This is a genomic window from Pseudomonas fluorescens, assembly GCF_002837185.1.
GTDB lineage: Bacteria > Pseudomonadota > Gammaproteobacteria > Pseudomonadales > Pseudomonadaceae > Aquipseudomonas > Aquipseudomonas fluorescens_AM.
Window position 1 is genome coordinate 153,952 of the sequence record NZ_KZ477987.1, and the last position, 19,920, is coordinate 173,871.

20 protein-coding genes are annotated in these 19,920 nt (G+C 54.2%); 14 read left to right on the top strand and 6 right to left on the bottom strand.

The genetic code is table 11. From position 1 onward, the window contains the following. Positions 1-8: 8 nt before the first annotated feature. From CIB54_RS04370 to CIB54_RS04395, 6 genes are all read left to right on the top strand, one after another. A complete protein-coding gene (locus tag CIB54_RS04370) occupies positions 9-1,763 on the top strand; it encodes a bifunctional alpha/beta hydrolase/class I SAM-dependent methyltransferase (protein ID WP_065953324.1) in 1,755 nt (584 codons plus the stop codon). Between the two features lie 2 nt (positions 1,764-1,765). After that, complete coding sequence (locus tag CIB54_RS04375) at positions 1,766-3,064, top strand: phosphatase PAP2/dual specificity phosphatase family protein (protein ID WP_101218752.1); 1,299 nt, start codon at positions 1,766-1,768, stop codon at positions 3,062-3,064. Beyond that, positions 3,054-3,497: a hypothetical protein gene (locus CIB54_RS04380; RefSeq protein ID WP_101218754.1), complete on the top strand. Its 444-nt coding sequence runs from the start codon at positions 3,054-3,056 to the stop codon at positions 3,495-3,497. The genes CIB54_RS04375 and CIB54_RS04380 overlap by 11 nt, the downstream gene beginning before the upstream one ends. A 9-nt stretch (positions 3,498-3,506) precedes the next feature. Further along, positions 3,507-4,127: a lysophospholipid acyltransferase family protein gene (locus CIB54_RS04385; RefSeq protein WP_065953327.1), complete on the top strand. Its 621-nt coding sequence runs from the start codon at positions 3,507-3,509 to the stop codon at positions 4,125-4,127. 1 nt (position 4,128) lies between these two features. Beyond that, on the top strand, positions 4,129-5,061 hold the full coding sequence (locus tag CIB54_RS04390; protein WP_065933648.1) for a phosphatidate cytidylyltransferase: 933 nt from the start codon (positions 4,129-4,131) through the stop codon (positions 5,059-5,061). A 492-nt stretch (positions 5,062-5,553) separates the two neighbouring features. Continuing rightward, positions 5,554-6,429, top strand: coding sequence for a TIR domain-containing protein (locus tag CIB54_RS04395; protein WP_101218756.1), 876 nt, complete (start codon positions 5,554-5,556; stop codon positions 6,427-6,429). Between the two features lie 257 nt (positions 6,430-6,686). On the opposite strand, the gene CIB54_RS04400 is transcribed toward CIB54_RS04395, so the two are convergent. Further along, positions 6,687-7,199, bottom strand: a complete 513-nt coding sequence (locus CIB54_RS04400; protein ID WP_198557183.1) for a DUF6367 family protein — start codon at positions 7,197-7,199, stop codon at positions 6,687-6,689. A 781-nt stretch (positions 7,200-7,980) separates the two neighbouring features. Here CIB54_RS04400 and CIB54_RS04405 point away from each other — a divergent pair. The 5 genes from CIB54_RS04405 (at position 7,981) to CIB54_RS04425 (ending at position 12,337) form a co-directional block, all read left to right on the top strand. After that, positions 7,981-9,141, top strand: coding sequence for a carbohydrate kinase family protein (locus CIB54_RS04405; protein ID WP_101218758.1), 1,161 nt, complete (start codon positions 7,981-7,983; stop codon positions 9,139-9,141). 64 nt (positions 9,142-9,205) lie between these two features. Beyond that, positions 9,206-10,585, top strand: a complete 1,380-nt coding sequence (locus tag CIB54_RS04410) for a toll/interleukin-1 receptor domain-containing protein (protein ID WP_101218760.1) — start codon at positions 9,206-9,208, stop codon at positions 10,583-10,585. Beyond that, positions 10,582-11,280 carry an 8-oxoguanine DNA glycosylase gene (locus tag CIB54_RS04415; RefSeq protein ID WP_101218762.1) on the top strand — a complete coding sequence of 233 codons (699 nt, stop codon included), beginning with the start codon at positions 10,582-10,584 and terminating at the stop codon, positions 11,278-11,280. Before CIB54_RS04410 ends, CIB54_RS04415 begins: the two co-directional genes overlap by 4 nt. Continuing rightward, positions 11,277-11,870: a 7-cyano-7-deazaguanine synthase gene (locus CIB54_RS04420; protein ID WP_101218764.1), complete on the top strand. Its 594-nt coding sequence runs from the start codon at positions 11,277-11,279 to the stop codon at positions 11,868-11,870. The genes CIB54_RS04415 and CIB54_RS04420 overlap by 4 nt, the downstream gene beginning before the upstream one ends. Next, entirely contained in the window at positions 11,870-12,337 is a 468-nt protein-coding gene (locus CIB54_RS04425; protein WP_101218766.1) for a TIR domain-containing protein, read from the top strand. Before CIB54_RS04420 ends, CIB54_RS04425 begins: the two co-directional genes overlap by 1 nt. A gap of 191 nt (positions 12,338-12,528) precedes the next feature. Here the strand turns inward: CIB54_RS04425 and CIB54_RS04430 are convergent, their stop codons facing one another. From CIB54_RS04430 to CIB54_RS04440, 3 genes are read right to left on the bottom strand one after another with little or no spacing between them, the layout of a single operon-like run. Further along, positions 12,529-13,392 (bottom strand): DUF4231 domain-containing protein, encoded by an 864-nt coding sequence (locus CIB54_RS04430; RefSeq protein ID WP_101218768.1) that lies wholly within the window; start codon positions 13,390-13,392, stop codon positions 12,529-12,531. A 3-nt stretch (positions 13,393-13,395) separates the two neighbouring features. Next, entirely contained in the window at positions 13,396-13,872 is a 477-nt protein-coding gene (locus CIB54_RS04435; RefSeq protein WP_101218770.1) for a TIR domain-containing protein, read from the bottom strand. A 50-nt stretch (positions 13,873-13,922) separates the two neighbouring features. Beyond that, positions 13,923-15,155 carry a TRAFs-binding domain-containing protein gene (locus CIB54_RS04440; protein WP_232790522.1) on the bottom strand — a complete coding sequence of 411 codons (1,233 nt, stop codon included), beginning with the start codon at positions 15,153-15,155 and terminating at the stop codon, positions 13,923-13,925. A gap of 327 nt (positions 15,156-15,482) precedes the next feature. On the opposite strand from CIB54_RS04440, the gene CIB54_RS04445 reads away from it, so the two are divergent. Continuing rightward, positions 15,483-16,040 carry a hypothetical protein gene (locus CIB54_RS04445; protein WP_101218774.1) on the top strand — a complete coding sequence of 186 codons (558 nt, stop codon included), beginning with the start codon at positions 15,483-15,485 and terminating at the stop codon, positions 16,038-16,040. A 406-nt stretch (positions 16,041-16,446) separates the two neighbouring features. Here CIB54_RS04445 and CIB54_RS04450 read toward each other — a convergent pair whose 3' ends face one another. Together CIB54_RS04450 and CIB54_RS04455 are read right to left on the bottom strand one after the other, a co-directional pair. Continuing rightward, complete coding sequence (locus tag CIB54_RS04450; protein ID WP_101218776.1) at positions 16,447-16,854, bottom strand: hypothetical protein; 408 nt, start codon at positions 16,852-16,854, stop codon at positions 16,447-16,449. Between the two features lie 60 nt (positions 16,855-16,914). Continuing rightward, the gene (locus CIB54_RS04455; protein WP_101218778.1) at positions 16,915-17,715 is read right to left on the bottom strand and encodes a hypothetical protein; all 801 of its coding nucleotides are present in this window, start codon (positions 17,713-17,715) and stop codon (positions 16,915-16,917) included. Positions 17,716-17,819: 104 nt separating this feature from the next. On the opposite strand from CIB54_RS04455, the gene CIB54_RS27560 reads away from it, so the two are divergent. Together CIB54_RS27560 and CIB54_RS04465 are read left to right on the top strand one after the other, a co-directional pair. Continuing rightward, complete coding sequence (locus tag CIB54_RS27560) at positions 17,820-18,275, top strand: hypothetical protein (protein ID WP_232790523.1); 456 nt, start codon at positions 17,820-17,822, stop codon at positions 18,273-18,275. A 287-nt stretch (positions 18,276-18,562) separates the two neighbouring features. Then, complete coding sequence (locus CIB54_RS04465; protein WP_232790524.1) at positions 18,563-18,994, top strand: PBECR2 nuclease fold domain-containing protein; 432 nt, start codon at positions 18,563-18,565, stop codon at positions 18,992-18,994. Positions 18,995-19,920: the final 926 nt, after the last annotated feature.

A 19,920-nucleotide genomic window follows, 5' to 3' on the forward strand; every position in this document is an offset into this window, starting at 1 on the left:
TTTCTGCGATGCGCGAACAGCAACAGCACACCTTCAGCACCCATGATGGCGTCGAGCTTTTTTACCGGCATTGGACGGCCACGGCCACGGCAGACGCCGGGCCGCGCAAGGCCATTGTGTTGTTCCATCGCGGTCATGAGCACTCAGGTCGCATCGCGCACCTGGTGGACGAACTGGGCCTGCCCGACTTTGACTTCTTCGCCTGGGACGCCCGTGGCCACGGCCAATCCCCCGGCGAGCGCGGTGACAGCCCGAGCTTTGCCACCAGCGCTCGCGACGTACAGACCTTCTGCGACCACATAGGCGCCACCTACGGTATCGACGCAGAAAATCTCGCCGTTGTCGCCCAAAGCGTCGGCGCGGTGATCGCGGCCACCTGGGTGCATGACTACGCACCGAAGATCCGCGCCCTGGTACTCGCCTCCCCCGCCTTCAAGGTCAAGCTGTACGTGCCTTTCGCCCGCCCGGGCCTGGCACTGATGCGCAAGTTTCGCGGCAACTTTTTCGTCAACAGCTACGTCAAGGCCAAGTTCCTCAGCCATGACCCGGAGCGCGTGGCGTCCTACGACAGCGATCCGCTGATCACCAAGGCCATTTCGGTGAACGTGCTGCTGGGCCTGTACGAAGCGGCCGACCGAGTGGTCGCCGACGCCCAGGCCATTCAGGTGCCGACCCAATTGCTGATCTCCGGCTCCGACTTCGTGGTACACCGCAAACCCCAGCAGCAGTTTTTCGAGCGTCTCGGCAGCCTGAAAAAAGAGCTGCATGTGCTTCCCGGTTTCTTCCACGACACCCTCGGTGAACGTGACCGCGCCACGGCCGTCAACAGCGCCAGGCGCTTTATCCTGCAAAGCTTCGCGCAGCCACTGGACCGCGCCAGCCTGCTGGATGCCGACAAACTGGGTGCCACCTGCGCCGAATCCGAAGCCCTCGCCGCACCGCTGCCGCGCAATTCCCTGCGCGATCTGTACTGGCGCATGACGCGCGCCAGCATGGGCCTGGGCAAGAACCTGTCCGACGGCGTGAAACTGGGCTTCGACACCGGTTTCGATTCCGGCAGCACCCTGGACTACGTGTACCGCAACACGCCCACCGGCAAAGGCGCGCTGGGGCGGATGATCGACACCAACTACCTGAACTCCATCGGCTGGCGCGGTATTCGTCAGCGCAAACTGAACGTCGAAGAACTGCTGCGCCTGGCCATGGCGCGGTTGCGCGCGGACGAGCGTGAAGTGCGTATCGTCGATATCGCCGCCGGTCACGGGCGGTACATTCTGGAAGCGTTGCAGGGTGTGTCGCCGCTGCCGGAATCGATCCTGCTGCGCGACTACAGCGACATCAACGTGCGCGACGGCGGTGCGTTGATCCGTGAAAAAGGCCTGGGCGACATTGCCCAGTTCGTCAAAGGCGATGCGTTCGACCGTGCGAGCCTGGCGGCGCTGGAGCCCAAGCCGACGTTGGCGGTGGTGTCCGGGTTATATGAGTTGTTTGCCGATAACGCCATGGTCGGCGGTTCGTTGGCAGGCCTGGCCGAAGCGGTGGAGCCCGGCGGTTATCTGGTCTACACCGGCCAACCGTGGCACCCGCAGCTGGAACTGATCGCCCGCGCCTTGACCAGCCACCGCCAGGGCCAGGCCTGGGTGATGCGTCGGCGCAGTCAGGCGGAAATGGACCAACTGGTGGAGGCTGCAGGCTTTCGCAAGATCACTCAGCGTGTGGATGAGTGGGGCATTTTCACGGTGTCCCTGGCGCAGAAGATCTGAGCATGCGCGAACCCGGCTTATTCAAACCAGCGCTTCTCTGGCTGCTGCTGCTGGCACCGCTGTTTTTCAGCACCTACGGCCTCGCCACCTGGGTCACCACCCAGCGTAGCGATGTGGGTACGCTGGTGTTCGGCTGGGAAACCCATATGCCGTTCTGGGCCTGGACCATCGTGCCTTATTGGTCCATCGACCTGCTGTACGGTTTCTCCCTGCTGCTGCCGAGCACCCGCCACGAACTCAGGCAACACGCCCTGCGCCTGCTGACGGCCCAGGTGATTGCCGTCAGTTGCTTCCTGATCTGGCCGCTACGCTTCACCTTCGAACGGCCGGAACTGGAGGGCGTGTTCGGCTGGTTGTTTGCAGTGCTGGCAGGCTTCGACAAACCCTTCAACCAGGCGCCTTCACTGCATATCGCGCTGCTGGTGATCCTGTGGGTGGTGTACCAGCGGCATACCCAGGGGTTCTGGCGCTGGGCAGTGCACGGCTGGTTTGCACTGATCGGTATTTCCGTACTGACCACTTATCAACATCACTTCATCGACTTACCCACAGGCGCCCTCGCCGGCTGGTTGTGCGTGTGGCTATGGCCGCTGGAACATCCCAGCCCGCTGCGCAATGCCCGACTGACACGCGACTCTAAACGCGGTTGGCTGGGTGCGCGCTACGGCCTTGGCGCGCTGGCGCTGATGGCACTGGCGCTGGCCTTTGGCGGTTGGGGATTATGGCTGCTATGGCCGGCGGCATCCCTCGGTCTGGTCGCGACCAACTACTGGCTGCTGGGTGCCGAGGGCTTTCAGAAACGCAGCGATGGCCAGCTGACCCCAGCCGCGCGTTGGCTGTATGCCCCTTACCTGGCGGCTGCCTGGATCAATTCGCGGCTGTGGACACGTGGCCATCCACAGCCTGAACCGATTGTGGATAACGTATGGCTGGGCCGGATTCCAGCGGCCGGCGAGCAAAAGCCATTCAAGGCCATCGTCGATCTCTGCGCCGAACTGCCGATTGATCCACAAGGCCGGCGCTATCAATGCATCCCTGTTCTGGACTTGATTGCGCCAACCCCCGCCGAATGCCTGCAAGCCGCCCAGGCCATCGAACGCTTGCGCTTGGACGGCCCGCTGCTGGTGTGCTGCGCCCTGGGCTACTCGCGCAGCGCAACGGCCATCGCAGCCTGGCTGTTGCACAGCGGGCGCGCGGCGACGGTCGATCAGGCGCTGGCTATTATTCGTACAGCACGAACCCGTGTGGTCCTGCATCCTGCACATCGCTTGGCTTTGGAGGGGTTGTCCCATGCCCGCTGACATGGAGCTGCACGTAGTTGCCAGCCTGCTGCGTCGTGGCCGTTCGCTGGACCAGTTATCCACAGGCCTGACCCTGGTCGGTGTGCTGTTCGGTCTGGCCCAACTGCTGATGGCCAGCGTTTCGACGATCTGCCTGCTGCTGGCGTTGTGGATGATCATCCTGGGCCTTCTACAAAAATACTGGGCGCTACGCGTTGCGTTCGATGCCGATTTGTTCGCCCTGCTGGCCCGCGACACCGAGCGCACCCCGGACCTTGACCAAGCCCTGCAAGCCCTTGGCCTGCAATCGGCCGAGCGCGCCGGCCGGCCTTGGGCCGAACGCCGTCGCGGTGCACTCAAATTGCTGCGCAAACAGGCCTGGCTGCTTGGCGCGCAAGTGTTGCTGACCCTGGGCGTGATACTTGCCAGCCCTTGGCTACCTTTCGCCGGATAAGGAGTTCCCATGTTCGAACCCGTGGTCGCCACACTGATTACCTCCATGGCCCGCACCGTTACGGGCGCTCGCAGCCTGTGGCTGGGTTGCGCGCCAGTGCCGGTACAACGCATCTATTTCGCCAATCACAGCAGCCACGGCGACTTCGTGCTGGTGTGGGCGTCGCTGCCGCAGAACCTGCGCAAATTCACCCGCCCTGTGGCCGGCAGCGATTACTGGAATAAAAGCGCGCTGCGCCGCTACATCATCAACCGCGTGTTCAACGGCGTACTGATTGATCGCGAGCGCAAGGAGCCTGTGGATAACCCGCTGCAGCCGATGCTCGCCGCCCTCGAAGGCGGCGACTCGCTGATTATCTTTCCTGAAGGTACGCGCAATCTGGAGGACGGCTTGCTGCCGTTCAAAAGCGGCCTGTATCACTTGGCAAACAGTTACCCACAGGCCGAGCTGATCCCGGTGTGGATAGCCAATCTCAACCGCGTCATGCCCAAGGGCCGTGTCCTGCCATTGCCATTGTTATGCACAACCAGCTTCGGCGCTCCACTGCACTTGGAAGAAGGCGAAGACAAAACCGCGTTCCTTGCCCGCACACGCGACGCCCTGCTCGCCCTCGCCCCGGAGCATTCCTGAGATGGATAGCCAAACCCTGATGTTATTCGGCGGGATCGGCGCGATCCTGGTCACCGCCTCGCTGATCGGCCTGATCCTCAAGCTGCGCACCCGTGGCAACCCCAATGCGGTGATCGACAACCTCAATGCGCGCATCAACGCCTGGTGGGTGATGGTGGTCGTGATCGGTATTGCCTTCTGGCTCGGTACCGGCGCGGTGATCCTGCTGTTCTACGCGGTGTCGTTCTACGCCCTGCGCGAATTCCTCACCCTCACGCCGACCCGGCGCAGCGACTACCCGGCGCTGGTAGCGGCGTTCTACCTGGCGCTGCCGCTGCAGTACGTGCTGATCTATGCCGATTGGTACGGGCTGTTCTCGATCTTCATCCCGGTCTACGTGTTCCTGCTGCTGCCGATCCTCGCCTCCCTGGGCGGCGACAGTACCCACTTTCTGGAGCGCGCATCGAAGGTGCAATGGGGCCTGATGATCGCGGTGTTCTGCGTGTCGTTCGTCCCGGCGCTGCTGACGCTGGACATCCCCGGTTATGAAGGCCGCAACCTGCTGCTGATCGCCTACCTGGTGATCGTGGTGCAACTGTCCGACGTGCTGCAGTACGTGTGCGGCAAGTTGTTCGGCAAACACAAGATCGCGCCCAACCTCTCGCCGTCAAAAACCGTGGAAGGCTTTGTCGGCGGCATCCTGCTGTCATCCCTGATCGGTGCGGCGCTGTGGTGGACCACGCCGTTCAACCCGTGGCAGTCATTCCTGATCGCGCTGTTGATCAACTTGCTGGGCTTTGCCGGCGGGATTGTGATGTCAGCGATCAAGCGTGACCGCGGCGTGAAGGATTGGGGCCATATGATCGAGGGGCACGGCGGCATGCTGGATAGGCTGGACTCGGTATGCTTTGCGGCGCCGATCTTCTTCCACCTCGTGCGCTACTGGTGGACCTGAGCCTTCCCCTTTCTCAAAACCAATGACGATCAAACTGTGGGAGGGGGCTTGCCCCCGATGGCGGAGTATCAGTGACCTGTGAGTTGACTGAACCAATGCTATCGGGAGCAAGCCCCCTCCCACCTTGGTTTTTGGTGCTTCAGGACCCACTCAGACCGCCGAAGGTACAAGCGTGCATGGACAGTCGCAGAAGGACTTTGCATCGGCCCGCATCCTTGAATGGAGCGAATCCAAAACGTAAAAAGGGGCTGTCGAAACAGCCCCTGATCTTAAACAATTAAGTCAGTCTCGTCGGCTCGCGTAGCTTAGCGTCTGTAGGCTGCCACTTTGAGTTTTAAAGTCAGTCTCGCGAAACCGCCAACGTGGGTTTACGCCTCGCAAAAATAATTAAGTCAGTCTCGCCTGAAGATAAAGCGGCCGGGGGCCCAAAGAGTGAACAGACATTTCAAAATCAGCAATAATAGCCTACCGCTACCAAGGAATGAGTAGACCATGGCACGAAAAACCACCTCTGTTACACCTCCGCAGCCGAAGCTGAGACTGACATCTCAAGAGATCGATCGTGGCCTTGCTCGGCTATCTGAACGAATTGCAGAGCTTCGCGCTTTAGACCTCAATACCGTCCGGGATGGGAATACACCCGAGCTGAAGGCTTTGGAGGTTGCCATCAAGGATAGTCTGACCAGATGCTTCGGGGAGGACACCAGCGCCTATCGCACTTACGCTGCCGCCACTGACCTCACGTATTACCCGATGATGATTAGTAGCGGACAGCGGATCGATTACCACTCGCCAATTCAACGCCGGGTGCTGAACTCTATTGCTTTACTTGAGCAAGCACAAAAAAGCCTGAAGGAGGACTTGGCAGATCTCCCAGCATCGGAGGATGTCGAGACCGCCTCGGCCCCTGAAAATAAAACTGTCCATTCAGATCGAGTATTTGTAGTTCACGGCCATGACGAGGGAGTTAGAGAGTCGGTGGCTCGATTCCTCGAGAGACTTGGTCTTGAACCAGTCATTCTCCACGAACAGGCAAACCGTGGTCGCACCGTAATCGAGAAAATTGAGGGATACCGAGACGTCGGATTCGCGGTGGTGCTGCTCACTCCTGACGACGAAGGCTGCGTAAAGGGCGGACAATTGGAGCCACGTGCCAGACAAAACGTTCTGTTGGAGCTTGGCTATTTTCTTGGCTACCTAGGTCGTGACCGAGTCTGTGCACTGAATCGTGGCCAGATAGAAATTCCAAGCGACTTCGCAGGCGTGGTATGGACTTCGATGAATGACGAAGGTTGGAAGCAAGCCTTGAGCAGGGAGCTTCAGGACGCTGGGTACGAAATTGATTGGAACAAGGTGATGCGCAGCTAGGCAGGCGGGACTAAAGCCCAGACCTGATCCTTGCTGACAAAGGTGGCCGGAGGTGTAGCTTTCGATGGTCTGCTCCGAGATTTTGTTGGCAAATTGCCTCCCCTTGGAGACACGCGAGAGCCCGCCCCGGAAGTGGGCTTTTTCGTATCTGCCAGTAAAAGTCCCATCAGACGATCTCAATTTCCGTCACACAGTTTCTGCCTCGACTCGAGCGCGTGAAGACTCGCCCTCAGCCTCACCCTCTCCCTCACCAATTGCTACCAACGTAACCATGCAGGAAGGTGGGCGATGGATTTTTCCACATAGAACTCAACCTTCGCCTCTTTTCCATCACTTGAAAAAGATGGAGAGCCGCTGAGAAGCGGCCTTTCAACCACTTGCTTGGAGTCAATGCTCTCCAGGCTTATGGACTCACCAAGACCTAAGATTTTCCTTGCTATCGCCTGGACCTTTCTGCTCTGTCCCAGCTTAGCGTTAAATGTTTTTTTATCATGCCGGCTACCATCATCGTTCCAGGAAACCTGCTTGCCTTTTGAGGATCGATGCATAGTTTTGGAGATATGGACGTGACATTTTGAATTGTTTTTTTGATCTTCTGCGTCTAACCGAGCAGACCAAACACTGTCAATTTCCCTCCAGCTCCCTTCGAGGGAAATGGTCACGCAACTGAAGACCTCTGCTGGTAACGTCACGTACAGGTCGGTGATTTCATCAAGCTCGTCGCTTGACTCGGAATTCAACGCAGCTTTCAGGTAATCGCTGAGGCTCATGTCTCTCACTGCCTATTTCCGGGTGTTCGCTCTGTCTAGATTTGTGTTATCAGACACAATTTAATAGACGCAGTCACTCGCTCAGCATCATCGATGTTCACCGTATGACAGACCGGATTGAGCTGCGCATTCAAGCCTCAATGCACGATTCGTTCATCATGATCAGGAAATTTTGCACCGAACCGCTCGAATCATGCCATAGATGCACATGTACATGCTGTCGATGCCCGTGGTTCCCTCTCCGGTGAAGATTCTTGCGGGATTGTACTTCGAGCTGAGTAGGCGATGACTCGGTCACCCCATCAGGAGCTCTTAGGGTAGTCCATCGATGAGTTGACATCCGATGAACGTTTTCCAAATTTATGACCCCAGAGCCTCCGTCCAATCAATACTCGCTCTTGGGTACCTTTATCTCCATCCTCACTTTTTACTGGCTCGATCTTCCGTTGAAGCTTGTCAAAAGGGTTCACTATCAGGATTGGAGCGGGTGTGAAGATGCGACCGATCACGTGTTAAAAATGCCAATGATTTTTTTTGGGGCTGCCCGGATAACATAGGATCTAAACTGCTTGACGACGCAGCAGAGCTCGCAAAGAAATAACATCATCTAACCTAGCTGAGTTATGTATTGCCCGTTCCAAACACTGCACCTAGTATGGCAATGTGCCGCCAGCGGAGTTTGAAGCACTATATGAGCAGAGTCCGGCAGCGACCTCCACTGCTGCCTGACTCACACAAAACACCTCCGAGAAAGCCGGAGCGGTTCACTACGAGGTAAGGAATGCATATCGTGGGTGGCTTCTACCGTGAGCTGTGTCATCTACCTGAGTGGGACACGCTCATGGGATCCGGTGCACGTGCAGCATTGACTGTCGCTGCACTCTCACCGGGCACGAAATTCACGACCTATGCTGCTGCTAGCGAGAGCATGGCGGTTGAAGCGCTTGAGCGCCATGGCATCGCAACCACCATCGCGACAAGACCAAGCCCCATTGTTTTCGCCTACTTCCATCCTCTCTCATCTCCACATATAGAGCCAGGACGTGAGGAATTGATCACTCAATCCTCCCTGCAGGTAACGGCCGATGCGGTTTTGCGGTTCGGCTTCCTAGAGGGTGATGCCGTCGTCAAGGCGCGCCGTGCGGTGTATGACCCACAAACGTGGCGAAATCCGAAGCCATTTTCAGCTAACGGATCATCGGCAGATGAACTCGCCCTTGTCATGAATGAGTTGGAAATATCGAGTGCTACGGGCATAGATAACATCGACCAGGCAGCCCATCACCTCATCCAAACCCAAAAAGCTGAGGTCGTGGTCGTCAAGCAAGGCCCCTACGGCGCCAAGGTATATGACGCCTCAGACAGCAGTACTCACGTTCCTGCGTACAGCTCAGTCCGAGTGTTCAAGATCGGAACTGGGGATGTGTTCAGCGCGGTATTTGCTCACTACTGGGCACAGATGAGAATGCCGGCCCATGAGGCTGCAGACCTCGCCTCCCGCGCAGTATCACTCTACTGCGAAACCCGCACATTCAAGTTCGACCATGCTGCCCTGGCTGCTCGCCAACCAGTCTTTGCAACTCGCGGGGCCACCGCTTGCATTGAAGCAGGAATCGACGCGATTGGGCAGCGCTATGCGCTGGAGGAAGCTCGCTTCGCACTGAGAGAATTAGGAGTCAATGCGATTTGTCCAAATATTGAGCTCGCAATTCCCACTGGGAATTACGAGGCAATACTCGTTATAGACGATGCTCTCCCTCCAGAATCGGTAGGCCGCATTGCAGAACATGCTGCTCGGGGCACACCTATCATCGTTCTCAAAGAACGGGCAGAAAGGGATACACCATGGCCCACAGATACTTTGACAACATCAGACTTTACAACAGCCTTGTATTTCACAGCATGGGCGGCAGGTGAAGCTTTGTCACCAGGCATGCCTTAAACACTTAAAGCATCGCCCTCAGGGTAGTGCAATGGAATGTAATCAGCTGAGGCTCAGTCCACACATGGCGGACGTATACATCATTTATGCCAAAGAGAACCGGGACATCGCGGTAAAGGTGCACGATCTGCTTTTAAAGTCTTGGACTGTTTGGATGGATGACCTCATTGTGGGCGACTTCGCTACTGCCATCAAAGAGAATCTCCAGAAAGCGGCGTGCGTGGTGGCACTGTATTCAGAATCCGCAAGCAAGCCAGCGGTGACAGACGAGCTAAGGCTTGCCACCAAATACGGTAAAAAAATTATCCCATTGCAGCTTGACGATAGTGATCCTCCCTATTCTTTTGGGAACCTCAGCACCGTGAATTTCCAATATTGGTCAGGCGAACCCGACCATGAGGCATTCAAGCTACTTCAGGTCAAAATCCAAGAAGTAGTCCCCGCAATGCGGCCTGCCGAGAGACTATCATCGCTTGAAAGTAACACACTGCCGATCCCAAACATTTTCATGTCGGTTTCGTCTCACGAAACTCAATTCAAGCCTGCAGAAGCGTTAAGCGTGTTGAAGGCTCATGGCACGAAGTCGATTCTGGTGTCCGCGTACGACCTGAGAAGATCTGAAGACAAAGATCAGATGATTGAGGAGATCAAAGCTTATCGTGAGCGAGGAGGATTTGTTCTCATCGATTCAGGCAATTACGAGGCAGACCGTACCGAGGACGAAACATGGACGGCGGCCGAGTTTCATCAGGCTCTGCTTGAGACGCCACATGATTGTGCGTTTTGCTTTGACAACCTGGAGCCAAGCAGTGATCTGGAGATGGCAGTTGAGGAGGTGATTCAAGCGTTCGAGCGTGACCGCCTAAACACATCAGCGCCGGTGTATCCGATTGTGCACGTGTCACAGGATGAAGAGGGGCTCAAACGCCTTCCAAACATCGTTTTTGAAGTGGCCAATCGTATTCGTCCAGGTGTCATCGCCATAGCAGAGCGAGAGCTGGGCCCAGGCTTGGCACTTCGCGCTCGGACGATGAAACGTGTCAGAACTCAGCTACAAAATCTTCCTTTTTATCAGCCCATCCATTTGCTCGGCACAGGCAATCCTTGGAGCATCTCGGTGCTAGTGGCTGCCGGCGCCGACACCTTTGACGGCCTCGAATGGTGCCGATTCAGCATCGACCCCACCAGAGGCCGCCTTCACCATTTCCAACATTTCGATTTTTTCAAGCACTTATGGAATAGAACCTCCCTGCTTGACATCGTCGACACAGATCCGAAAATCAAATATGCGGGCAAGGTGGCACTTTACAATCTGGAGTACTATGAGGAGTTTGGTCAGCTGATGCAGTCTATGATTGCAAGCAACGACGCAACGTTGTTCGCAACAGGCATTGGACTGACAGCCCCAGAGCTCAAGAAGCTATTCCCGGAGATTTTTCAATGACCGTCTATAGTGCCGAAGCCCTTTGCAGAGCGGTCGCGGCAGTCTGCCCAGACATCCGGGAGCGTATTGACACCGGACCCGTCTTAGATGAGCGACACCTATGGTGGGAGTTGTCGTGCTGCATCCTCAGCAGTCAGGTGCCCTATCCACTTGCAATGGCGGCTGCGGACAGAATCGATGCGCAGGGCTATCTGCGCGTAGGTGAGCAAGATCACCTTAAGCTTGCTGATCAGCTGTTTGCGGCGCTTACTACCCCTCTTGATGTCGAAGGCAAGCGTCGGCTCTACCGTTTTCCGAGGGCAAAAGCGACCCACTTGGCAGCGACATGGCTGGCGGTGTCCCAAGCAGGGGGATCCCTCAAAGCCTTGATCAGCGGAGATGTAAATGGCGTGAGGGCTTGGCTTGTGTCGAACGCCTCCGGAATGGGGCCCAAGCAGGCGAGCATGTTTTTGCGCAATTGTGGCGTTACCTATGACTTGGCCATACTGGATCGACACGTACTCAATTATATGTCGGCTCAGGGTATCTGCTCAGGCAAACAGGTATCAATTGCTGGACTGAACCAATACGGCAGATACGAAAAGCGTCTTCGTGATCATGCCCAACAGATGGATTGCCCCGTAGGTCTTCTGGACTGGGCGATATGGATTGTGATGCGCGTCGCAAACCGCAAGCAGGAGGCTGTATTTTTATGAGCATCGTTACCCTTGTTTCCGGGGGACTGGACTCTACGCTTGTCGCCAAACTGGCGCTTGAAAAGGGTCTGCGAATTTTTCCTCTTTTTGTCGATTACGGTCAGCGTGCACGCAATCGTGAATTTGCGGCCTGCCAGTTGGCGATGAGAAAGCTGGGACTACCTGAACCCGAGGTGGCGGCCTTGTCGGGCTTCGGTAAGCTTATTCGATCAGGTCTCACAGATCCGGGTCTTCATATCATTGACGATGCCTTTACGCCTGGTCGCAACATGCTATTCCTGCTCACCGCAGCCGCGTATGCATACCAGAAAAATGCTGATGCCATTTCGATAGGCCTGCTGCATGAAAGCACTAGCCTCTTTCCTGACCAGACTTCTCACTTCCTTCAGCAGGCTGAGCAAATGATCTCTCTGTGTATGGGTAGATCGATCAAAGTGCTCGCACCATTATCCTCATTCACTAAGCAGGACGTTGTCGCTCTCGCCGAAGCCAAAGGGATATCTCAAACCTATTCCTGCCACCTTGGCGAGGACGAGCCCTGTGGTAATTGCATCGCCTGCAACGAATTCAAGTTTGAGGGAGCACAGTAATGGGGGGGAGCAGCTCTGGAGGATGGAGTCGCCTTGGCGACGTCAAGTCGCTTGAACAAAAGGCCAAGGCGGCGCTGAACGAAGGTAAACGCAACGTGTTCATCAGCTTTGCGACTGAGGACATGAATGAAGTTAATCTGCTTAGAGCGCAGACAAAAAACGAAAACAATGATCTTGAATTCAACGATCATTCTGTAAAGGAGGCTTATGATAGTGATCAGGCTGACTATATCAAACGGAAAATCACCGAACGTATCAACCGCTGCTCTGTGACGGTCGTCTATATTTCAGGCGAAACAGCACAAAGCAGATGGGTGAAATGGGAAGTCGAAAAAAGTTTGGAGTTAGGGAAAAAAGTTATAGCAGCTCATGCCGGAGATAGCTTTAACGGAGCGAAGCCTAGTTGGATTTCTGAACGAGGAATCAAAATGGTACCTTGGTCTGGCCTAGCAAACGAACTTAAGTAACCCATCCATACAAGAGGCCCGGATCGGGCCTCGGAGTTACAATCAGAATTGACGCCTGACCCTCCTCTCAAGCGCATCCATTTTTTAGGAAGAGCATTGTCGGAATTCCCAATCAAATGCTACATAGTGATATATGAGGATCCGGAAGCGAAATAATTTCCCTCACAATTTTCACAACTCGCAGTGATTTGTCAGTTGTCTTTTCGTGCTTCCCACTGCGTATGTTCACGAGAGAATGCATTCTCCGCGTCACCAACAAACTTTGATAGCTCCATATCCTCTGCCAGCCCGTATGCATCCTCACGGATAAGCGCAATCTCATTGGCTGTGAGTGCATATGAGGTCGATAGCTCTGTGAATCGCTTTGCCTGCATCCACGTCAAAATGCTAGCAGCAACAGTGATGAAAACATCCGTAGGAAAATACTGAAACGTGGGATTAGCAATCTTTGACGCCGCGCAAGCCAAAGCGATTAAGTTAGCTACGATCAGCCCGGTAAAAAAACATTTGGCGGCAGTGGAGTTGAATTTTGCCTTACGCTTGTACCACTCCAGTTGGTCGTTAATGCGGTGATTAATGTAGGTATCGCGCCGTTGAGTAAAGACCTGAGACCTCATTTGCGTCATAGTGTCTGTGACTTGAGGTGCGGAAGCATGACTGATCAGCTGGTTCGAGACACCAGGATTTTGCTGCACGACGTCTCGAAGCCTACTGATTAACAGCGACCGTGATTCCTCGTCGCTCTTGTCGAAGGGTTCGGCTTGAGAAACATAGCGCCAAGTCATCGTTTTGATGGACTCTGCAACTGCTCGCCCCGAATACCATGTCTTTTCAGGTCTTTTCCACGCGAGGAAAACGGAACTAGCAAGCGCGAGCAGCAACAACATAAATTGGATGAGCGCAGCAACCCAGTGGGGGTGGTTGATCACGGAGACAAGGGCTGCAAGCACTAGCAGCAAGAGATTACTGAAAAGGGCACCGAGAAAATATTTCTGGGCGTTGCCAGAAAGGGTGTCAGCTGACTGGTATATTCCTGGGAAGTCCGTATTTTGCATTGATTAATCCTTGTATCCAAGATTTTTATAGATCTCAGGTGCGTAATAATAATCACCTAGCTCACTGTTGGTTGGGTGAGTTAAGGCATGCTGAATAATCACTGGCGAAAACGGCACAAATACTGCGCCAACATTCTGCAAGATCGGAGGACAGAGGTCAGCATTGAGATGACGGCTACCGTCTAGGTTGATGCCGATGAGCTTACAACCCTTCTCCATGGCTACCTGGATCTCCCAACGCACATACTTGTGTTTAGATCGCGTGTCCTGCCCGATCAGAAGCGCGAAGGTGCCCGCCAAGTCAATTCGCTCTCGGCATTTGCGCTTGATGTAATCTTCATCCTCAGAATTCAGCGCCATGTTCAGCTGACAATCTGCAAAATTGAAATCAATGCGCGTATTCTTTTTCCATGCCCCCATCAGCTCGTACATATGCCGATCAGTGCTGCTGAATCCCACGAACGTTCTAGGCAAACCCATTTTTCATCCCTTTTGCGAACTGCGGCGTTTCTCGTCGTACTTTTTTGACTTTACTTATCATCCGGCGTGAGCGTCGCCAGCCGGTCTGCCCGGATCTTGAAAAGCTCATCCTTCCCGGTCTGGTAGGTATCGATTTCCCACTGGGCTTGGGCGGCGCCTCGAAACATTTGTTCAAATGGCTCAGCTTTTTCAGGCTGTTCGCACGCAAAATAACAGTTGGCCAAAGTTGCATAAATCCAACGTTTGTCGGGCCTCTCTAGGAAATTATCGGAACTCAAAACAGGCTGTAGCGACTTCAGAAGCATCTGACGGATCTTCTGGGCACACATGAAATCAAAAAACTTCTCCGAACGCGCAGACTGAACCTGCGCGCGAAACTCGAAACACTGCGCCAGATTCTGCCCATTGTAATAGTCACGCTTGACCTCAAACCCTCGACGGTAATATTGAATCGAAGCATCAAGGGAAGATCGATCACCCTCAAGTAACCATAGACGCTTGGTGATGGCCCCTGCAATGCCCACGGTTTCCGGGTCATTGGACTCGTCGGGATTCAGTTGTGTAATGATTTCGAAAGCTGACTGCAGAGCTGTGAGCTCGTCTGGCTGCTTGGACTTATAGGTGTTAAGCGCCAGCTTCTGGAGAATGTTAGGTTCCCCGGGCCTCATTTCGCGGGCAGCAGAAAACTCCCGGCAAGCCAGCTCATGCTTGCTTTGACGCATGAAAGTTTCACCATCGCGCATGTGCCGAGAGAAGCGCTGATGCGCCTCCTCTGCCTCACCAAGCAACTCTTCATATTCCTCATCAGACATACGAGGCGAAAGCAGTTTGGGCAGGTAGGTGTAGACCGGACTGTCAACAGCTTGAGCCGCCATTACAGATCCGATGAGCGTCCCCAGATCTTTGACCGCCCTTCTAGCCTCCCGTGCCAAGATGTCATCACCGAAATGCTGATATCGAAAAGTACTGATGTGATTTAGATCAAAGTACAGTTTGCCCTGATCTTCATTCATGATGATGGTCGAGTTAGGTCTGAGTGCATGACGTACACCCAACTCATAAACAGCATTCACATTCCCTGTGGAAATGTCGGCAATTACCAAGTCCGCCCTGAGCAGCATCTCGTACATTTTGACATCGATGATGCCTGACTGCGTGATTTCATCAGCCCTGATGCACCTCAAACCGTTGCCCGAAACGGCTGGCTCAATGATGGCCTCGTAGGTGGCGTCGAGATCTAGAACCCTACCCGTCTCATACTCAACTTTCTTGCCAAAACCCATTACGACAAAGCATACCTTCATCACAATATCCCATTCCAACAAGGGACAGGCTGACTGCCTCCCTGACGTCATTGAAAATTCGGTTAGATATTCCGGAGAACATCGACACGGAGGGGGCGCAGCTCAAATAGCCCGCGCTCATCAAGAAACCGGAAGCTGGCAACTCAAGGGCACGAAGATTCAACCCAAAGCGGCGGGCGGGTATAGTATCTGTAACCTAAGCTGGCCCCTTACCTTTTTTCGCATATCCATCTGCCATTGGCCCTAAACAGACTATCCTCCATCCCCTTGCCTTGAGCAATCCTGCCCTTCATCTCGGAGCTTATTATGGATGAGCATCGTGAAGCACCTGTTCGACTCGATTACTTCCGTTTGGTTAAACGTCTCAACCAGTACCTAGCCAACCTCGGTGACGAGCGAATTGATGAGGATATTCAAGAAGCATGGGCAGGTTACTTCCAGGAAATGGCCATCACGCAGGAAGAAATTGACATCATCGGACGTTGGTACAGCAGGCATTATACGGTCAGCCTCTCGATTCCGACTCTGCGCCGTTATGTAGAGCATCTTCGAGCACACTCTTTTTTGCCGGATCAACGACTTGTAGATCAGGTTGAAAGTGATGCAGCCGCAATCCTTGAGATGTGCGCATCAATGGGGCTGGATGGCCACAGGCTCTCTGACGCACTCTTCCAGGCTGCCGCGTTGGTTCACCACGCCGTCTATCGTGCAAATTATCCAAACATCGATTCAGCTTGTATCCGCCATGAAATCGAGAGCCGCGCACGGCTCGCGGACTACTTCTCACGTGACATTTTGAATGAAGCTCAAAATGGATTCGGGGCCGCAGCGAAGATAGGCAAGGCTCTTTTTCCCCGACGCTGAAATTCGATCCAAGCACAGCGGTTGTGTGCCATCACATACCAAGGCGAATGGCGCGCTTGGCCTATCGACTCTTTTGTCTACGTGGCAGTGTGGGACACAAAGCGTGTGAACACGCAGCCAACACATTCCAATCACGCCGTGCTACAAGACGCTGATTGCTTGGCGGATTGACTATCTGGAGCAAACACCAGAATTCGCATACTCCCACGGTCGTTGAGGACGGCATCGTTGCAACCAAAGAAATCGAGCAGATCCCACCTCCACAGTCAGCACAGCACTATCCAGTCCCATCTTCACGTGACTTCGGTGTGTTCACCAGCACCGTGTCAGGATTGCGCAAACAATCGGACCAAACACGCTGTACGGTTTGATTGACCAGTGGGCTGGCCCATGCTCAGGTACCGACTCAACGCTTGATATTCATCGTTTCGACGGCAAACAGGTATAGGGCGAACATCCGCACAAATTCGACACTGCCGAACAGCTTCAGGTTAATGGGATCGGCAACATTCGACACGTACCAAAAAACTACGCACAGGCAGAACGTCAATACCACCCCACCCAAATAGGGCCCCCAGCTGAAAAGATCGTGGTCGGCAAGGCGGCTGTTCAGGTTGATTACACAGTGCACCCACGACACGACCATCACAGAGGCGAAAAATAAAAAGAAGGGCAGCAGCAAGCTGGTAAGGGAAAAAGGATCCTTGATCGGCCCTCCCCCGTCAACGAATGTCGAAAGAGCCAGCGCTGCAAACACGTTCAGCAGCGGGCGAGACTTGATCCTACCCAAAGCATCTAGAAGATCCTTGAACACTTATGTTTGATCCTTGCATGAGTTGAAACTTAGGCCCGCCTGCAAATCTGCGGTGGACCATCAACGCTTTCGGGGACGGTTCTTTTGTTGACGACGAATAGCTGCAGAGTGCTGAGATTTACGCCGTGCCATTTGCTGATTGAACGGCCCCAGCACTTTGTCCAGGTCTCCGTAAAAATTCGATTTCGACCTGACAACCTCGGTGAAGAAATAGCGCTTAAAAGTAGAACTCTCAAAACGTCCATGCATCCAGCAGTGCAGCATAAAATTGCTGCTCAAAAAGAAGCAGAAGCCGCCGAACAAAATGGTCAGCTGCAAGTACAACGCTTGGTCCGTAGCCAGTTCACCGGATGAGTTTTTCACCAGCAACCAATACACAGCCGTAGTCGCTCCCAGTACCACACAGAACATGGGTAATAATGCTCTCTTGCGTATGGGCTGCCCGGCAACACTCACTTGCATACATTGGATTAAGGTATACAGGGCATTCACCAAAAAGGGGAATCCAACGAAAGCAATGTCGATACCTGAGAAAGCGTAGCTCACCGAATCCAGCCAATAGACACCGACTAATGCCAGCGCCGTAATCGCGGCGACGATCAAATCCTTCTGTAGCGATTCAGCGTAATCAAGGTAAAGCCGACCATTTTTGCCCAAGCGCGAATGAACGTAGTCGACTAGTTCTATATACGCCAGCGGCCATAACGATGCCGTAAAGCCGACAATGTAAAAAGCTTTGAGCAGGGCAAAAAACTCAAAATTGTAAAGCAGTGCGAAAGGGTTGACCCTTAGAGCGAGGAACCCCCAAAAAAACGACACCAGCAGAAGCGGGTAGAAGAGGATGCGGTGCAAGTAACGCATGAATTTCCCTAGGTAACAGATCAGGAGTGCAATTGCCCGGGCTGGACGGCTAACGGCCCAGTGCCATAGATATCATCGCCAGCTATTCCCGAAAGTACGAGCTGATGTCGATTTTGCAAAACCATCGAAAGGCTATCGCTCGTCTGTTGATGCGCTGCCTGGTCGACTGTCAGCTGGCACCTCGCGACCTTGCCCAACCCCTGCATATCGTGCTTCCCCGCTGGGACGCCAAACTGGGCAAGGCGATCGTTTCTTCATTCTTCTTTCGCGAAGCGCACAAGCTCGGTGCCCGGGTCACCGTGCTCACCGTACCGGAGCTGGTCGACCTGCATCGGCTCGATTTCGGCGTCGACCGGGTCATCCCTGTCGCTTGCGCACCCACGCTGACCGGGCTGGGCCCACTGGTACGGGAATTGGGATCGGTCGATGTGTTTGTCCACCTAGTTGGCCGTATCCAACCCATCGAGATGCTGTTCATCCGCTTACTTCAGCCCGCCCGGGTCTACTCGCTGGATGATGCCTTGCACTGCGTCAGCGGCAAGGCCTGTGGAACACAGTGAGGCTTAGGCTTGCCAACCTACGAGGGATGCCGAGCGCAGCCCCCCGCCGATGGAAATAGTTACAGAGGCTCCTACGCGCAGCACTGAGTGACATCATGAACTGATCGGTGCGCCGGGCTGTTGCAAACGTCTTTTTCTAGACATGGCACAATGATGACCTGACCACCGCCTAGATTGAGCAACGACGTTTGAGCACGGACACTCTCCTACCCAAGATTTCTGAAATAAAGGGCCAGCCCACTTGGGTTGATTGCCATCTTCCAGACCTCCGTACTCTAGAGCGTGAGATGCGTACACAGGCTCTGGAAGAAGTAGTTGCGGCGACTAGCCATGAGGAAGCCATCGAAGTGACGGCTCAACACCTAGGATTTATTGACCCCGCTATCTTGTCCCTAACCGTCGAAACCCCAATGGGCGATGTAACGATTCTGCGCACCAGCATTTTTCATATTGTCGAAAAACGACTGGATGCCCGTGAGCGCTATGTGAGGTTGGCTTTAGATACGCTAACCGGTCCACTGGAAGTATGGAAAGTGGCTTTCACCGACGGAAGCGATCGCCTGGCTTTTATCGGAGCATACGAATCCAAACGGCAGATGCTGGTCAGCGTTGCGTTTTTCGAGGGAAAAATGCTGTGGAACTTCATGCACACCGACGCAAAATCGCTCAACAAGCATCGCCATGGACAGCTGCTGTACAAGCGCTACACACTTTTCTGAAGGCAAAGAAAAAGGGCTACTTGGAAAGTAGCCCTGAAATTTTAAGCTTGATATTCATATACACACCCTCAAGCAGGGGTGTGGAGGTCTCACCCTACGCTGATGTTCCAGCCATCGACGGGGTTCCTACACCAGTTATAGCCGCTGGAGGCAACTGGTTTCGCGCTCAAGGACAATCATATACAAGGTGACACTTGTGTCAATCGAATTCGATGAATGGGCGTGATTTCCCTGGGCTTTTAGTGATCCCGAGAGAGTTTGTAACAGGTGAACCAGGCACAGAAAAAAGCCCCGCATGTGCGGGGCCTGCAGCGGTCAAAGGTCGTCGTAATGGTCACGCAGCCAGGCAAAAACCCGGTAGCCTTGCGCTACCTTTACGAGCGCGCAGAAACTTCCCCACGCGGCGCGGCAACTCAATTTGAAAAGGCGCATAGGCGGCTTCCTCAAAGAAGCCTGACAACCGTCACCCTTACCGGGCAAAGCGACGGATACTGAAAGGGGTCAGCGCTTTCAGCGAGCCAGGTGTTTTTCGGCCCTTCCTTCCCGGCGCGTTTTCCAGACGCGGTTAAGGGGCCAGGGCATTACGTGCCCACGACTTACGTAATACCGCAAAACCTACGACAGAAAAAAGCACTTTAGTGTTTTTTTGAAATAAATATGCAATTTCGCGTCAAGTCCTTGACTGCGCGCGCTCGTGACGTTCTAGGAATTTTCACAATGACGGCTCAATTTAGCCGAATATGGCTAGATACACCGCATTTTCGTGGAGTTCGGCGCAGTTCGCTGGTTTCCATTAACGATTCAATGAGGTTTCTATGAAGGCTTCTATACAATTCAATGAGCCTTACTGACCTACGATGAAGCACCGTTATTATCCATGAACGTATTGCGCAATGGTGCAACCGTAATTTATGCTCAATTCGTCA

What these genes read in the sequence shown, in the direction of transcription:
- CIB54_RS04370 (WP_065953324.1), top strand. Translation starts at nt 9, where the DNA reads ATGCGCGAACAGCAACAGCACACCTTCAGCACCCATGATGGCGTCGAG.
- CIB54_RS04375 (WP_101218752.1), top strand. Translation starts at nt 1,766, where the DNA reads ATGCGCGAACCCGGCTTATTCAAACCAGCGCTTCTCTGGCTGCTGCTG.
- CIB54_RS04380 (WP_101218754.1), top strand. Translation starts at nt 3,054, where the DNA reads ATGCCCGCTGACATGGAGCTGCACGTAGTTGCCAGCCTGCTGCGTCGT.
- CIB54_RS04385 (WP_065953327.1), top strand. Translation starts at nt 3,507, where the DNA reads ATGTTCGAACCCGTGGTCGCCACACTGATTACCTCCATGGCCCGCACC.
- CIB54_RS04390 (WP_065933648.1), top strand. Translation starts at nt 4,129, where the DNA reads ATGGATAGCCAAACCCTGATGTTATTCGGCGGGATCGGCGCGATCCTG.
- CIB54_RS04395 (WP_101218756.1), top strand. Translation starts at nt 5,554, where the DNA reads ATGGCACGAAAAACCACCTCTGTTACACCTCCGCAGCCGAAGCTGAGA.
- CIB54_RS04400 (WP_198557183.1), bottom strand. Translation starts at nt 7,199, where the DNA reads ATGAGCCTCAGCGATTACCTGAAAGCTGCGTTGAATTCCGAGTCAAGC.
- CIB54_RS04405 (WP_101218758.1), top strand. Translation starts at nt 7,981, where the DNA reads ATGCATATCGTGGGTGGCTTCTACCGTGAGCTGTGTCATCTACCTGAG.
- CIB54_RS04410 (WP_101218760.1), top strand. Translation starts at nt 9,206, where the DNA reads ATGGCGGACGTATACATCATTTATGCCAAAGAGAACCGGGACATCGCG.
- CIB54_RS04415 (WP_101218762.1), top strand. Translation starts at nt 10,582, where the DNA reads ATGACCGTCTATAGTGCCGAAGCCCTTTGCAGAGCGGTCGCGGCAGTC.
- CIB54_RS04420 (WP_101218764.1), top strand. Translation starts at nt 11,277, where the DNA reads ATGAGCATCGTTACCCTTGTTTCCGGGGGACTGGACTCTACGCTTGTC.
- CIB54_RS04425 (WP_101218766.1), top strand. Translation starts at nt 11,870, where the DNA reads ATGGGGGGGAGCAGCTCTGGAGGATGGAGTCGCCTTGGCGACGTCAAG.
- CIB54_RS04430 (WP_101218768.1), bottom strand. Translation starts at nt 13,392, where the DNA reads ATGCAAAATACGGACTTCCCAGGAATATACCAGTCAGCTGACACCCTT.
- CIB54_RS04435 (WP_101218770.1), bottom strand. Translation starts at nt 13,872, where the DNA reads ATGGGTTTGCCTAGAACGTTCGTGGGATTCAGCAGCACTGATCGGCAT.
- CIB54_RS04440 (WP_232790522.1), bottom strand. Translation starts at nt 15,155, where the DNA reads ATGGGTTTTGGCAAGAAAGTTGAGTATGAGACGGGTAGGGTTCTAGAT.
- CIB54_RS04445 (WP_101218774.1), top strand. Translation starts at nt 15,483, where the DNA reads ATGGATGAGCATCGTGAAGCACCTGTTCGACTCGATTACTTCCGTTTG.
- CIB54_RS04455 (WP_101218778.1), bottom strand. Translation starts at nt 17,715, where the DNA reads ATGCGTTACTTGCACCGCATCCTCTTCTACCCGCTTCTGCTGGTGTCG.
- CIB54_RS27560 (WP_232790523.1), top strand. Translation starts at nt 17,820, where the DNA reads ATGTCGATTTTGCAAAACCATCGAAAGGCTATCGCTCGTCTGTTGATG.
- CIB54_RS04465 (WP_232790524.1), top strand. Translation starts at nt 18,563, where the DNA reads ATGCGTACACAGGCTCTGGAAGAAGTAGTTGCGGCGACTAGCCATGAG.